General features: G+C 42.2%; 10 protein-coding genes and 1 pseudogene. 9 read left to right on the top strand and 2 right to left on the bottom strand.

Annotated features, from left to right (window positions below; translation table 11 throughout):
* Positions 1-14 precede the first annotated feature (14 nt).
* The 7 genes from CXF62_RS10530 (at position 15) to CXF62_RS10500 (ending at position 8,995) form a co-directional block, all read left to right on the top strand.
* A complete protein-coding gene (locus CXF62_RS10530) occupies positions 15-497 on the top strand; it encodes a cell division protein FtsL (protein WP_102094310.1) in 483 nt (160 codons plus the stop codon).
* Complete coding sequence (locus tag CXF62_RS10525; protein ID WP_102094309.1) at positions 494-2,584, top strand: peptidoglycan D,D-transpeptidase FtsI family protein; 2,091 nt, start codon at positions 494-496, stop codon at positions 2,582-2,584. Before CXF62_RS10530 ends, CXF62_RS10525 begins: the two co-directional genes overlap by 4 nt.
* A 66-nt stretch (positions 2,585-2,650) precedes the next feature.
* Positions 2,651-4,366, top strand: a complete 1,716-nt coding sequence (locus CXF62_RS10520) for a UDP-N-acetylmuramoyl-L-alanyl-D-glutamate--2,6-diaminopimelate ligase (protein ID WP_102094308.1) — start codon at positions 2,651-2,653, stop codon at positions 4,364-4,366.
* A gap of 82 nt (positions 4,367-4,448) precedes the next feature.
* Positions 4,449-5,894 carry a UDP-N-acetylmuramoyl-tripeptide--D-alanyl-D-alanine ligase gene (locus tag CXF62_RS10515; RefSeq protein ID WP_102094307.1) on the top strand — a complete coding sequence of 482 codons (1,446 nt, stop codon included), beginning with the start codon at positions 4,449-4,451 and terminating at the stop codon, positions 5,892-5,894.
* Between the two features lie 3 nt (positions 5,895-5,897).
* Positions 5,898-7,016: a phospho-N-acetylmuramoyl-pentapeptide-transferase gene (gene mraY / locus CXF62_RS10510; RefSeq protein WP_102094306.1), complete on the top strand. Its 1,119-nt coding sequence runs from the start codon at positions 5,898-5,900 to the stop codon at positions 7,014-7,016.
* Positions 7,017-7,151: 135 nt separating this feature from the next.
* Positions 7,152-8,099 (top strand): putative RNA methyltransferase, encoded by a 948-nt coding sequence (locus CXF62_RS10505; protein ID WP_102094305.1) that lies wholly within the window; start codon positions 7,152-7,154, stop codon positions 8,097-8,099.
* A gap of 659 nt (positions 8,100-8,758) precedes the next feature.
* Entirely contained in the window at positions 8,759-8,995 is a 237-nt protein-coding gene (locus tag CXF62_RS10500; protein ID WP_145990555.1) for a hypothetical protein, read from the top strand.
* 92 nt (positions 8,996-9,087) lie between these two features.
* On the opposite strand, the gene CXF62_RS10495 is transcribed toward CXF62_RS10500, so the two are convergent.
* Both CXF62_RS10495 and CXF62_RS10490 read right to left on the bottom strand, forming a co-directional pair.
* Positions 9,088-9,807: a hypothetical protein gene (locus CXF62_RS10495; protein ID WP_102094303.1), complete on the bottom strand. Its 720-nt coding sequence runs from the start codon at positions 9,805-9,807 to the stop codon at positions 9,088-9,090.
* A gap of 889 nt (positions 9,808-10,696) precedes the next feature.
* Positions 10,697-10,939 (bottom strand): annotated as a pseudogene (locus tag CXF62_RS10490) (transposase); the annotation flags it as partial.
* 343 nt (positions 10,940-11,282) lie between these two features.
* On the opposite strand from CXF62_RS10490, the gene CXF62_RS10485 reads away from it, so the two are divergent.
* Together CXF62_RS10485 and CXF62_RS10480 are read left to right on the top strand one after the other, a co-directional pair.
* Positions 11,283-12,101, top strand: a complete 819-nt coding sequence (locus tag CXF62_RS10485; RefSeq protein WP_102094301.1) for an abortive infection family protein — start codon at positions 11,283-11,285, stop codon at positions 12,099-12,101.
* A gap of 169 nt (positions 12,102-12,270) precedes the next feature.
* Positions 12,271-15,075: an SIR2 family protein gene (locus CXF62_RS10480; protein ID WP_102094300.1), complete on the top strand. Its 2,805-nt coding sequence runs from the start codon at positions 12,271-12,273 to the stop codon at positions 15,073-15,075.
* The last annotated feature ends 288 nt before the right edge of the window (positions 15,076-15,363 follow it).

The raw sequence follows: 15,363 nt of genomic DNA, 5'->3' as shown, positions 1-15,363 counted from the left end.
TTTTTGAGATCGTCATGGCAATATCTGACAAACCTGCGAATCGCCGCACTGCTACACCTTATAATACCGATGTCGGCGAGCTGTTCGTGCGCCGGTTTAATGTGGTGAGTATTTATGTAGTCGTGCTACTGCTATTGGCAGTCACGATTGTATGGAGTGGTATCAAAACTGCCGAAGAAGTTCAGCAATATCATCAGGACTACAAAACTTTGCAAGACATGAAAAAACAAGAACGTAAGCTACAAGTAGAGCATCAGCGTCTATTGATTGAGCAGCAAACCTTTAGCGCCACGCCGCAGATTGCCAGTCGAGCGGTTGCTGAATTGGGTATGTATTCGCCAACATTAAAGGATAAGCTGATTATCCAACCTGGCGTCGCAACTGCATTGGTGCCAGTGGTTACAGAAGACTCAGATGAGGATGCATCTGACGTCATCGGGCCACGTGTCTCTACCGATATTTCTCCTGAAGAACCAGCGACGGAGGCAGGACAATGAGTGAGAAAAAGCCTAAATCCACCGCAAAAAACACCAGCAAAAAACCAGCCAGCGGCAAGGTAACCAAACCTCTCCGCCGAGCCAGTGCGGCTAAATCTGGTCAGACGAGCAGCAAGCCCGATAAAGCTGCAAGCAATCGTAAGGCAAAATTGTTTGGACGCATCAAAAAAAGCGACACCCAAGGCGCTTATACCAGTGTAAAAAACCGCAAAAGCAAAATGGTTTTTTCGAGCAAAGCATCAGGTGCTTCTGCTCTCGGTGGTTTCGAACAAGACAAAAACCGTTTTCGTATGGTCTGGGGTCTAGCGCTGGTCATATTAGCGCTACTGATTAGCCGCGCCTATTATATTCAGGTTACCAACGCACAGTTTTATCAAGACAAAGGTAATGAGCTCATTACCAGTGAGCGTACCCAAAAGTCTTATCGCGGTATGATTACCGATCGCAATAATCTACCGCTTGCGGTCAGTGCACCGCTCGCGACAGTTTCGTTTAGTCCACATGATTATTCTCGTGAATATTACGAGCTAAAGCGCATCATCATTACCAATCCTAGCAGTCCACAATTACAGGCGCGTATGCAAAAGCGTCTAGATAATATGGATCTGACAAAGTTAGCCGCTGCTGCCAATATCTCGGTCGATGAGTTGAAAAAAGTCACGGCTATTGATGACAGTATCGATGTGACCGATGAGAAAGCCGTAAAAGCTGCTTTGCCATCTGGTGCGGGCTCACACTATTTGCCACTGCTTAATAAAGTCACACCTGAGATTGCCCAAAGCGTCAGCTCACTTGATTTCCCAGGCGTCTACGAAAAGAATTTCTTTCAGCGTTATTATCCACAGCCACAGTCCAATGCACAGCTACTGGGATTTATGGGTCAAAACGCCAAAGATCCTGAAGGCGGTTACGAAGGCCGTGCTGGTATTGAGCGTCAGTATGAAAAAGATCTGGCGGGTGATGACGGAAAAGTTTTGGTTCTAAAAGATGCCAAACAAAACAGTCTAAAAGAAATCAAACAAATCGAGCCAGAAGTACCTGGCAAAGATGTGGCATTAACGATTGATTCGCGTTTACAGTATTTGCTGTATAAAGAGCTAGAAAAGGCTGGGCGTTTGCAAAAAGCACGCTGGTCAACGGGTATGATCGTTGATGTGCAGACTGGTGAAGTGTTGGCATTATCAACATGGCCGTCGTTTAACTCAAACAACCTTAATGAAATGACGGGTGAAAACCAGCGTAACCGCGCATTGTTAGATGTGTTTGAGCCAGGTTCGGTAATGAAACCGTTTACCGTGGCGGCAGCGCTAGACTCGGGCAAATATACGCCAACGACTTTGATTGATACCAATCCTGGTTCGATTCGCGTACGTGGCTATACCATTCGAGATCATAATAATTTGGGCATGATTAACATGGCCACGCTATTACAGAAATCTAGTAACGTTGCCTCGACCAAGATTGCGCTATCACTGCCAGCCGATGCTATTAGTAATATGCAACGACAGTTTGGCTTTGGCTCAAAAACACCTTTGCAATTCCCAGGTGAGGGCAGTGGTTTAATCGTCACGCCAAAAGAAAAAGAAACCTCGCGTCGTGCGACGGTTAGTTATGGTTATGGTCTACAAGTGACATTGGCACAGGTTGCACAGGCGTATTCAGCCCTAGCAGCAGGTGGAGTCATGCATCCATTAACTTTAATTAAAGATGATAAGTCGCAGCCAAGCAAACGTATTATGGCGCATGAGCAGGCAATGTCGATTGTACAGATGCTTGAGAGCGTGACTGAGCCTGGTGGTACGGCGAAAGCCGCTGCCATTGATGGATATCGCGTGGCAGGTAAGACGGGTACGTCACGACGTATCAATCCAGATGGTGGCTATTATACCGATCAGTATCGTAACGTCTTTGCTGGTATGGCGCCTGCATCCAATCCAAAGCTGGTAGGCGTAATGCTTATCGAAGACCCACGTGGTCAGATTTATGCTGGTCTAACGGTCGCCCCTGTCTTCCATAATGTGATGAAAGAAGCATTGCGATTGTATAACGTGCCTTTGGATAAGCCACTAAAAACGGAAGCGCAGTAAGCGTTCAATTATTTTAAATGTCCAGTTCTACTGAGCTGACACGTTTTAACTGTTTAGGATTTATCTATGACTATATCATCGCTAGATAGCGCTACTGTTACTTTACAACAGCTTATAGATGCCAATAAAAGCCAGCAGCAAAAACTGGCTCAGCAGCTTACAGCGATGATAGCAACATCGATTCAGGAAGCATCTAATCAGGAGGGTTTAGCTCAAGCCCAATCTATTGCCCATATTCCGTTTCAACAGTTTCGCTTAGACAATCGCCAGTTGGAAGCGAATGACGTATTTGTCCTGTTAAAAAGTCAAACAGCCAATTCTGAAAAAAGTCGCGATTATCTATTGCAAGCCACTGAACAAGCCGCATTTGTTCTCTCAGAGATTGACCCTATTGTTTTGCTTAGCGAAGCAGATAATTCCTCAAATATCAGTAGTGAACCGCAGACAGATAGTATTGCTAATGCACAGCAGCAACTAGTAGCATTGCCATGCCCTGTCTTATACGTTTCTAATATCCGCGACTTTTTGGGTAGCTTAGTTCAAGCACGCCTGCAATATCAGCAGCCAGTGACTCTACCGACCGTGGTTGCGGTGACTGGTACGAATGGTAAAACAACCATCAGTCAATTAGTGGCACAGCTTACCCAGTTGATGGGTCAGAGTAGCGCAGTGATGGGTACGGCAGGTAATGGTCGACTTGGCGCTCTAGTACAAGCAAGTCATACCACGGGCGATGCGTTAGCTGTCCAGCAATTCCTATATCAAATGGGAACAGAGCAAGCAGAAATATTGGCATTAGAGGCCAGCTCTCATGGGTTGGATCAGCAACGTCTACAAGGGATGCCAGTCACTGTAGCGATTTATACCAATTTGAGTCGTGACCATTTAGACTATCATGCTGATATGGCAGAATATGCTGCTGCCAAAGCTAAGCTGTTTGATAAAGTCCATTTCCCAGATTTGACCCATGCCATTATCAACATCGATGATGAGCACGCTCAGGTTATGTTAGATACGGCAAACGCCAGCGGTTTGACGGTATGGACATACAGTTTAGATTCATCAAAAACTGCTACTTTTGTTGCCGCTGATATCACGCCCAGTCTACAAGGCGTCAAAATAAATCTGCGTACTGATTTTGGTGATGACAAAGCTGACAACATAGAGATTGCCAGTCCATTATTGGGCCGTTTTAATGTTGCCAATTTGCTCGCAGCGATAGCAGCTGTCGTAGCACTCGATGTTGACTTGGCTATGAATATTGAGCGTATTGCGCCTGCTGTTGCACAGTTGCAAGGTGCGGTTGGGCGTATGCAGCGCGTACCGTCAAATGATGGCTGCTTTATCGTTGATTATGCGCATACTCCAGATGCGCTAAGCCAAGTGCTGGCAAGTTTAAAAACCCACTGTAAAGGTCAGCTATGGGCAGTATTTGGTTGCGGTGGAGATCGTGATGCAGGCAAGCGACCGTTGATGGCGCAAGCAGGTCTGGCAGGTGCTGATCAAGTTGTTTTGACTGCGGATAATCCACGTACCGAAGACCCAAATGTAATTTTGCAAGATATGCAGGCTGGTATGACCGCTGAGCAATATCAACGAACCCATATCGAGCCTGCCCGCCAAAAAGCCGTTGAATATGCAGTTAGTCACTCAGGTGTGGATGATATCGTGGTCATCGCAGGCAAAGGTCATGAAACCTATCAAGAGATTAATAACGTTCGTTATGATTTCGATGACAGTGTTATTTTGCAGCAGGCATTGAGTCAAGCTGGACGTGTGTAGTTGATTGGCCCTCGGTACATGTATTAGTAAAAATTGATCATTAAATATAAAAATTAAGTAGTCATCATATAAGGTAATCATTATGACAGCCGACACCGATAATACTGCCCAGTCGCAAGGGCTCTATGTCTGGCAAATGGACAATCTGCTCGCAGCGACCACGTCGCTCGATGGGCAGTGGCAACTACCACAAGGCCATGCAGAACAGACGGCCTTGTCCAGTAAACGTATAGCCACCGATACCCGCACGATAAAGCCAGGTGATATATTTTTGGCGCTAAGCGGCGATAATTTTGATGGTCACGATTATATCGAGACAGCAATATCAAAAGGCGCAGTTGCCGCTGTCGTCTCGCGTCCTATTTCGTTTTCCGGCCCAAATGCTATTCCGCAATTGGTGGTCAGCGATACCCGTTTGGCGCTAGGTCAATTGGCAGCGTATCGTCGTCAGCAGCATACAGATTTAACCGTGATTGCTATTACGGGTTCTAGCGGCAAGACCACTTGCAAAGAAATGCTAGGCAGTATTTTTGGTAGATTGGCACCGACCTTAATCACTCGTGGTAACCTCAATAACGATTTGGGTGTACCAATGATGCTGCTTGAGCTATCAGATCATCATCGCTATGCTATTTTAGAGTTGGGTGCAAACCATATTGGCGAGATTGCTTATACGACTGAAATCGTTCAGCCTGACGTGGCCTGTATCTTAAACATCGGTACAGCGCATTTGGGTGAATTTGGTAGCCGTGAAGGTATTTGCCAAACCAAGGCTGAGATTTACCATACTTTGACGGACGCGCAGTTTGCAATCGTTCCTGATAAGGATGATTTTACCAATCAGCTACGCCGTATCGCTGAAAAGCATACCTCACATGTGATTGGCTTTGGTAATACGGATGTGAGTGCAAGCCATCTAGACGTAGAGCCTGAACGTAGCGAATTTAAGCTACATATCGGTAACCAAGTCCATGATATCAACTTGCCATTGGCAGGTGAACACAATGTCAATAATGCCTTGGCTGCTGCTGCCTGCGCGCATGCGCTAAATATTGAAGTGAGTGATATCGTCATTGGGCTTGAAAATGCGCGTCCTGCTAAAGGTCGTCTAAATAGCCAGATACTTGGTATGCATCGTCTTATTGATGATACTTATAATGCCAACCCTCATTCGGTACGTGCTGCTGCCAAAGTATTGGCTGCGCAAACAGGTACGCAGGTCATGGTGCTAGGCGATATCGGTGAGCTAGGAGAGGCGGCTATTAGTGAACATCAAAGCTTGGGCCGTACTATTGCGACCACAGGTATCAACGTGCTGCTTTGTGTTGGCGAATATGCCCCTTATACCGTTGCGGGTGCGCAAGAGGTGTCTGATATCAGTGCTCATGCTTTTGCCGACAAAGACAGTTTATTACAGTATTTACAGCCGTATTTGCAAGCGCAACAAGCTAAGCCTTGTACTGTGTTGTTCAAAGGCTCTCGTTCCATGGGAATGGAAACACTTATTCATGCGCTAGTAGAGGAGTAGGCGGTGTTAGTTTGGTTGTTCGGCTGGCTTGGCCAGTATTATACGCCGTTTTCTGCGGTTTCTTCGTTGACGCTGCGAGCATTGCTTGCCGTTGTTACCGCCCTTGTATTTAGCATGATGTTTGGTGGTCGTGTCATTCGGCACTTACGATCGCTCAAATATGGTCAGGCCATTCGTAATGATGGGCCTCAATCGCATTTGGCAAAGACTGGTACGCCAACCATGGGCGGGGTATTGATCCTCAGTGCGATTGGCATATCGACGCTGCTGTGGGCACGATTGAACAATCCCTATGTTTGGATTTTGCTCGTGGTTATGGTTATCTTTGGTGCTGTAGGTTGGGCTGATGATTGGCTAAAAATTAAGTACAAAGATCCAAAAGGCTTAATCGCTCGCAAAAAATATTTTTGGTTGTCTATGGGCGCACTGTTTGTCGGTGTTTCTTTGTACTATATCGCCACGCTACAACCCGATATCAACACCACGCGTGAGATGCAGGATCTGCTATTGCCAGTATTCAAGGACTGGATGATTCCATTTTCAGCAGTGCCATTTGGTATTGGCTTTATCATCTTTACTTACTTTGTGATTAACGGTGCTTCTAACGCAGTCAATCTAACCGATGGTTTGGATGGTTTGGCGATTTTGCCAGTCGTTCTCGTCGCTGCAGGTTTGGGCGCGATGGCCTATGTATCAGGCGATGTACGCTTTGCTGATTACTTGCATGTGCCTTATATTCCTTATAACTCTGAGGTCATCATCGTTTGTGGCTCAATGGTCGGAGCAGGTCTTGGTTTCCTATGGTTCAACGCACATCCAGCACAAGTATTTATGGGTGATGTTGGCGCACTAGCACTAGGTGCAATGCTAGGTACTATCGCCGTTATGACCCGCCAAGAGATTGCCCTTGCGATTATGGGTGGTTTGTTTGTCGCAGAAGCGCTATCAGTGATGTTGCAAGTTGGCTCGTACAAACTGCGCAAAAAACGCGTCTTCCGTATGGCACCGCTGCATCATCATTTTGAGGAAATTGGCTGGAAAGAAACGCAAGTGGTAGCTAGATTTTGGATTATTGCCATTATTCTTGTCATCCTTGGGCTAATGACGCTAAAACTGCGTTAAGCTATAACCGCCAAATATCTATATAGATATTTGCAAAACTCCAAAAAGCCGTTTCAATCGTGATTGAGGCGGCTTTTTGTCGCTCAGGACCCATGAATTTTGTTAAAATGCGAAGCATATTGCTATCACTTTGAGATGCCCGTGTCGTTATTTATTTGTCCACTTTGTCAGTCACCGCTACAGCCTGCTGCAGATACTTGGCGCTGTGATGGTAGTTTGCACTCTAAACAGACTTCACATCCCTTTGATGTTGCGCGTCAAGGCTATGTCAACCTGCTGCCAGTACAACAGAAAAAGTCCAAAGCCCCCGGAGATAGCCAAGAATCTATCACTGCGCGTAAACGATTTTTGAATCATGGGCACTATGCACCGCTTCAAAACTTAATTAGTCAAAAAATGGCAGAGTTACTGTCTAACGATGAGTTCATAAACAAGCAAGATAGCAAGCCAGTCAGTTGGCTTGATATTGGCTGCGGAGAAGGCTACTACACGCAGGCAATGGCGCAAATGGGCTCGGATGTTATAGATACGCTGATAGCCGCTGACATCAGTAAGCCTGCAGTGGTTGAGTTGGCTAAAGTAAGCAAAGCGATAGGTCGTCTCTGGTATCAGCCGCGCCAAGAAGATACTGCCAAAACGACAGCAGTCTATCCATTAGTGACCAGTGCTGCACATTTACCATTACGCCCGCACAGTATGACGGGCATTAGCAGTATTTTTAGCCCTATTTTGCCCGAGGCGTTTGATAATGTATTGATGGATGGTGGCTATCTGATCATTGCCAAGCCTGATGTCGGGCATTTGGCAACGATGCGTGATGCGTTATTTGATGATGTGCGTGAGCATGATTCTGATAAATTCTTACAAGAATTGGCACCATATTTTACGTTGGTTGAGACCTGCCGTGTCAGTACAGAGCTGACGTTATCCGCAGAGGATTTGGCTGATTTGATGACGATGACACCTTATGCGTACCGTGCCCGCAGTGAGAAAAGACAAGCACTACTGGCAGCAGTAGAGAAAGAAGCATTTAGCACAGAGGCAAAGTTTGTGGTTTATATTTTGCAGAAAACGTCTGTTTAGCACATTTAGCACATTTAGAGCATAGCAGTATGGGGTATTGCTATGCTCGTGTTAAACATTAACCAGAAACTTCTAATGAGTTAGGTTTTTCGAATACCAGAAATATTGATATCAGGAAATTTAGCTAACCGTTTCCGTATTTGCATTCTTTATCAATCAGCTAGTCGTTCGCGTTTTTATAAATATCCTGTTTACGATGCTTACCGATAAAGCGTAAATACGCTGTCACTTAACCAAACATTACGCCAATACCTAACATGCCTTTGATTGCGCATGCCCTCGTAACAATCGCAACCTTTCTTCAAGTTTCATAAATCTACTTAATACTAGAATCATTTATCATTCTCTTTGTCGATAGAGTAAAGCTTTATCACGATAGTTCATTTAACACTAAGTGAATTATCTATAACTACTCTAAATATGAATTCAAAGGAATAAAATTATGAAAAAGATACTAGGGCGTGTCTTCATTTCAAAAATGGTGATAAAAATGAGATAAATTGCCGTCAAGCGAGGAAAATGGTGCAGATAATATCGGGATATTAACTAGCGATTTGACGATGTTTGGCAAAATTTAGCTATTTTTAGCCCATTTAGATAACTATCGAGTGAATTGAAGACACGCCCTAGTTAGCTCGATTCTAGCCGTTACTGCTTGTTTGTCGATGGTTGGTCAGGCCAATGCCGCGCCTAATTTTGATAAGCATCATTCAGCTCAAGTACAGCAACAAAAACACAGCAGCAATAAAGAGAGTAATAACTATAAGCATGCCAAAGCTAAGGCAGCAAAGTCACATCACAAAGCGAATGTAGTGGCTGCTAAACACAAAGCAACAGCCAAAAATGTCCATGCTAAAAACAGCCACGATAAAAACAACCATGACCGTCGCTCGTAGAAATATGATCCTACCATCCAAAAATAGCGCCTTAATTAGGCGCTATTTTTTTGTTTATATGACACTATTGATCGTTACTAATTGAGTAAATGCTACTGACTGATAAATGTCATTGATTTGGATGTACCGCTTTTATTAGGCTGAGTGAGTGTGACTTTGCTACTCAAAACATCGCCTTTGGCATTGATTTTATAGCACTCTGAGGACGTACCTGCAGCATCAGAAGTTAAAAGTAGATTACCTGAGGTTTTTATACAGAGCCACGCCGTATTATTTGTATCTTGTGTGAGCGACCAGTCCTGCTTATAGGTGGCGGTTTTCTGACGCATACTGCTGTCAGCATATACGTTTTCAGTGATGAGTTGACTTGAGTCGCCCACCGTAGATATCTTAGGTATACTCGTCGTTTGGTTGGCGATTGAATACTCACCCGTACTATCCGTAAAACCATGGAACACCAATGGATTTAGCGTAAAGTAATTGATAGCGACTGACTGATCCGTGATCTGCTGATTCACTGTGTTGATTGTGCTGACTTCTGCGCCTTGTACCATTTTATTATTAAAACGCATGCTACCTTTAGGGGTGATTTGAATATCTGCGGCTACGCTTTGTCCGCCGACAGTAGCGACCAGTTTTTCACTACGTTGTTTAGCGTAGATATTGAGTAGGGCAGTCTCAATTGGGTATTGAGTAACGACTTTATCAGAGTTGTTATTTTGATTGGTATTACCTGTTGCCATGCCGCCCATGCCAGTAGCGCAAGCACTCAACCCGAGTCCTGCAACGATACACATTCCTAGTGTTTTCATTGTTGTATCCTTTAGTTTATTTAAATAAATACTACCGATATCTACTATAATCCAATTTTTGGACAATGGCATCTGCCGAGTATCAGAGACCCTATTGTGATTACATTTTTGTACGGAATAGCAATGATAGTAAATATAGATACAAAGCTAGATTAAGCGCCACAGAAAAACTCAAAGCCTTTTTCGTATAAGGGTCTAGGAATAAAATTAAGCTATTAATAAAACGAATCGTAATAGAGTATCTACTCATTTTATGAGTCACTCTCAGCCCATGGTACGAATTTTTTAGTTTGGTCAATCAATGTGTTATTCAATTAGATATATAGTTATTAAATCTTATACGACATATGAAATTAAGGCTAAACAGAAATATTTCAGACAGCAGTAGAGGATGAGTATAGACTGAAAGTCTTACTGTTAAAAAGTATAAAGAATATTTAGAGAAAGGTAGAACAAGACAGGAAAACTGAGGTTTTGCTTAAGCAGAATAAGATTGGCGGTGAAGGAGGGATTCGAACAATTGATGTAAGTATTTGATAATTACAGGTTTATCATATTAATTTTTAGCCATAGACCAACAATTAGACCAACAGGTAATAAGTATTGGATGTAAGGCAAATAATGGGATTTATGTTATAAATGTTTGTAACTAAATATTTCTACGTGATTATATGATTTCAAACATATACTATCACTAAAAAACGGTTTTCGGTTATTTGGATTTTTTTCTATTTCATCGCTTAAACCTTCTGATACTACTTGCCACCACGCCAAACAACGCCAATGACCCCTTCACCTCTATATGTACTGGCATAAGCATCATTTAACGGCTTTCTGCAGAAGTCCTCTACCTCTGAGGTAGTGGGTAGTTCATTATCTCTCGTTCCTATTCAGCTATTTTTAATTGCCGTTTGTGCTGTTTGATTTCTCCAAGCGCTGACATAAGCTCATGATCGTATTGTGTATTACCTTTGAGCTTTTCTTCTCTCGCTTCATTCTGCCAATTGGATAGCATCTTTATCACTATTCTTAACTGCCGCGCAGTCGCATTCAAGTTGCCGTTATTATCTGCTATGTTCTTGACGACTTCTGTTTTGAAAGCTGCACTGTAGGTTCTAAATTTTTTAGTCATGATCAACTTCTGTTGATATACTAGATCTCTTGCAAAATTACCATTTTACTGTCCTTCGCTAATAGAGTATCAAGGGCTAGCAATAACTTATGCAAGAGATCTAATTAGTTTACAAAGTTTGTTTCTACAGTTTCTTCAGCATAGCTCAGGATATGAGTCGTGAAAATTTAATACAAATTGAGCAGGATTTTTCAAAAAGTGATAAAGTTACTAGGTCTCATAAATCTGTCGCAAGAACTTAGCGGACCGATCAATCGGGAGATACCTAGTCCTGCGCTCAACATCGCTCCTTTTGGTCGCTGTTCCCGCTGAAACTTTACGTTAGACTCATGGAGATCAGAGATTGATAGACAATATTCCAAACTCTGTAATAGGCGCTGTCGCTTCAGTAATTGCAGGCCATTATTACAGTCATTCAAAGTTAGAAACACTATTCATGGAAAGTGGTGCTCCCGGTGATGCACCAGAAGGGAATTGCGAGAAAAAATGTAGTGATTGGCTAAAGCGTTGCAATAACGATCCAGAAGTTGATGCTCTTGAGGTGCTTGGCAGGATTATTCAGGGCTACATGGATCAAGAACCATCGTCATCGTTTTTTGACAATTTGCCTTCAAAAATGGCAGAGGGTCAGGAACGGATTAAAGCAGCTTTGGCACAAAACCAGCTTTCCTACCGACTGAATGGCTACATTACTCAAGCTGGGTCAACTCCCATATCTAAAACGTTAGAAGACTATTTTAAGTCGGGCAATTTTTCGTCTATTGAAAAAGAGTTTGAGAGAGCGGTGGAGCATATTCAAACTGACCCACATGCATCAGTCACTGCGGCCTGCTCGATTATTGAGTCTACACTGAAGTTTTACATAGAGTGTTTCAGTTTGGTGACACCAAATAAATTGAATGTTATGCCATTGTGGGCGGTCGTGCACCCTCACCTAAGCTTGAACGCTGATGTCACCTTGGCCGCAGATCAGCACAAAGTGCTAAAAGGTATTTCATCAATCATTGATGGTGTGGGCGCTTTTAGGTCACATATAGGTTCAGCACATGGACGTGGCTCCAGTCCGCCAAGCATCGTGGTTGCTGAGGCACGGCTTGTGGTTAATGTTGCACATACATTAGTGGTTTTCATTATGGAGATGCTACATGCCAAGAAAACCTAGCAATCGCAGGCACGGCGACGGTTTTTTCGTTGCGGCTTCGCCTTCACTACAAAGCCACGCATGCTGCGGGCGTTATATAATATCGCAAGAGCAACCGTTTTCGACCCAAAGCGGACATTAAGGCTTACTCTGACTGCAACTAACTATTAAGAAGCAAAAGGATTTTAGAATGCACCCGCACAATGTTCATATTAAAAACATCAAGCAAGCTAATGAAAATGATAGGTTAGCTATATTTGTCGGTGCAGGTGTATCAAAAAGCTCAGATACTGATTATATAAGCCTGCCTTCGTGGAATGATCTAATAACTGAACTAAAGTCAGACTTAGCGATAACTGAAGAGCTAGATTATTTAAAACTAGCTCAGCTACATTATCTTGAGTTTGGAGAACAGACATATAACCAAACATTAAGAAAGTATTTTCCTCAAGATATTACACCATCGAGCTTGCATAGCACTATTTTAAAGGTAAGCCCTCGCGTAATAATAACTACCAACTGGGACTGCCTCATTGAAAATGCGATAGAGCAGGAAGGCTATCTATACGATACTATATGCACGGACAAAGACTTGGTTAGTTCAGCTAGTCCGAATAAGTTTATTAAAATCCATGGTGATTTTAAAAATCACAATATAGTTTTCAAAGAAGATGACTACCTTAACTATTCAAGAAATTTCCCGCTAATAGAAAACTACATTAAGTCTATAGTTTCAACACATACAGTTCTTTTTTTAGGGTATTCCTATAACGACATTAACCTTAAACACATAATGAAATGGATGCAAAGTCATTCCAGTTCAGCTCCTCCGATGTATTTGATAAATTTCAAAACAGATAAGCCTCAAGAAAGCTACCTGAGAAATCATGGAGTCACCACATTAGTGCTAGATAGTGAGAGCTATTCTACTGATGAAATTCAGCATTTAGAAAAAAGGTCAGCGCTAACTCAATCTTTTTTAACATCTATCATTCAAGATGTTAGAGCAGTAGACCCGAACGATGAGCAGGAAGTTATCAGTTTCATATACGAGCGTATAAAACACCTAAAACAGTTAAATTCAATAACTCATGATCAAATACGGAGAGCGATAACAAACTGTGGGTTTCGTTACGATGTTGATGGCTTAAATATATTAGAGTTATTCGAGCCTAAAGGAGTCCTGACTACGGACTACAGCGACACCACAAGGTCGCTTCACGAAAAATTCTTGAAGATTCTATCTCGCATAGATTTGTTTGATGAAGATGAAAAAGAAAAGTTTTATCGAAGAAATTCAAGACTTACGGATGTCCTTTCTATTTTAGCTCTAGCTCATATCAAAGGTGTCGTTTTACCCAACGATAATGATAGTGGGAAAATAATGTACTTTGTGAACGAGAAAATAAGTTCAGTTCAAAACCTAGAACAGCAAGATAGGAAACATATATCTTTTTCAGAATATGAATGCAAAAGTAATGATTTTATAAAATCTTTGTCATCAGAATCTTATGAACGCTATAAATTTGGCGAGGATAAATTAGCATTTAAGAAAAATTCTGAACTCATTCTTGCTTGTAAAAGGCACAAAATATATTCAATGCTATTGATAGCGCTATTTAATAAAAACTCGATTTTATGGAGGCTCAAGTACTCTTTCTCTACAGAAAATAGAGAAGAGTTTGAAAAGGAAATGGAAATAGAGCTTCAAGATGAATTTTTTAAATTTCCAAGATCAGAGATAAAAAAGAATCAAGTCTTGTATGATTTTTTGGCCTTGCACTCTGTTCATCAAAAAGCAAACGAGTGTACAAAAAAGATACTTGAACTCACAAAAGCCGTTGAAAGTATAAAAGCTGGAGGAATGAGTTTTAACAACAATGCAAATGAACCAACTTCCACACACATTAACCTATTAATGTTTGCGTTGAAAAATCACATAATGATTGATCAGCATGCGCCATACAAAGCGGTTATGAGAGACTTCGTCAAGATTTCCGTACTCCGTCAATCAATCAAAGAAATAGTAAAGCTCAATCAATATGAGTTTTACTCAGCCATCCAATTCCATTCGTCAAAAGAACTACAGTCAGAGCTTAGAGTATTTTCTAAAAATAAAGATTCCACTCAACTTCGTCTAGACGCTAGTGATGAGTGTTCAGAATGGATGGTTTCTACCGTTTTGCCAAACTTAACCGATCGATTAATACAAGATCGAAGTTTATTCAACAGCCATGAAACTAAATTTGAAAACAGTGTGCGATTACTTGCATTTCTCGATTTGAGTGAGACTCAGATTTCAAAAGTTATGAATGAGTTTTCCCGATTAATCAATAGTAGTTCAACAACTATCGCGATTTACGAAGCAATAAATGAGTTTTTAGCACACCAACATAGTTTATTTAAGCGGGAGATCGAAACTGACGTTTTGATAAATATATTGAATACTGTAATCGACAAAATCACTTCCCAAACAGCCCATGGTTGGGATCAGCATGCGGTACTCAATGGATATATAGGTAACTTATACGGTTATATTGAGGCAGTAAAAGGCGAATACACTGATAAAGACCGAGTCCGCCGGCTGGTGTCTGAACTTGAAACTTACGAACCAGAAGAGCAGCGTAAGTTTTCGAGATCTCTGCTTTATAGCATCTTTAATATTTCGAACGCTGATGTTCAAAATGTTATTAAGAGATTCATTAAGGACGTTATTTCTCAACCTAAAACAAAAGGCATAGATGATTGGGAATTTGAGCTCTGGTCAGTCGCCGTGGATTTTAAAGATTTTGAGGCAGAGGCTGTTACGAAGCTAGATGAATATTTGGAACAGTTTCGTGATGGAAAAATGTTTTCATCACAGCTATATTCACTCAAAAGCTTAACTCAATATTTAGTAGATAAGAAAGGAATTGACACGCTAGCAGGGCTAAACAAAGAGTTAGGCGATCTAATAGATCAGCATAAATACCGCCCCAACTTTTCATCAATTTAAGTATGCGCAGAAATAGAGATAAAGTTAAGCGTTAGATCAGCGCCGTTGTCTAGGTTTGGCGACAGACTATCTAAAGCTTATCGGGAGAGTCAAATTTTCAACAAAGCCTGATTCTAATTGTTTTTCAAATGCCCGCCCTTGGCCGTATATGTCCAGTAGGAAGTAGGTTCAAGTATCGTATAACAAGGTGCTGCTGCCGGACAGTTTTACCGCTGCGCTACGAAATTGCCGCAGAGAGCGGCGTTATGGTAATCCCCCTAATTAACCCTCATAAAAATTCACGCCTTC

It is taken from the genome of Psychrobacter sp. MES7-P7E (genome assembly GCF_002863645.1).
Lineage (GTDB): Bacteria > Pseudomonadota > Gammaproteobacteria > Pseudomonadales > Moraxellaceae > Psychrobacter.
The sequence above is the reverse complement of the archived record's forward strand: the minus strand, read 5'-3'. Positions and strand labels throughout refer to the sequence as shown.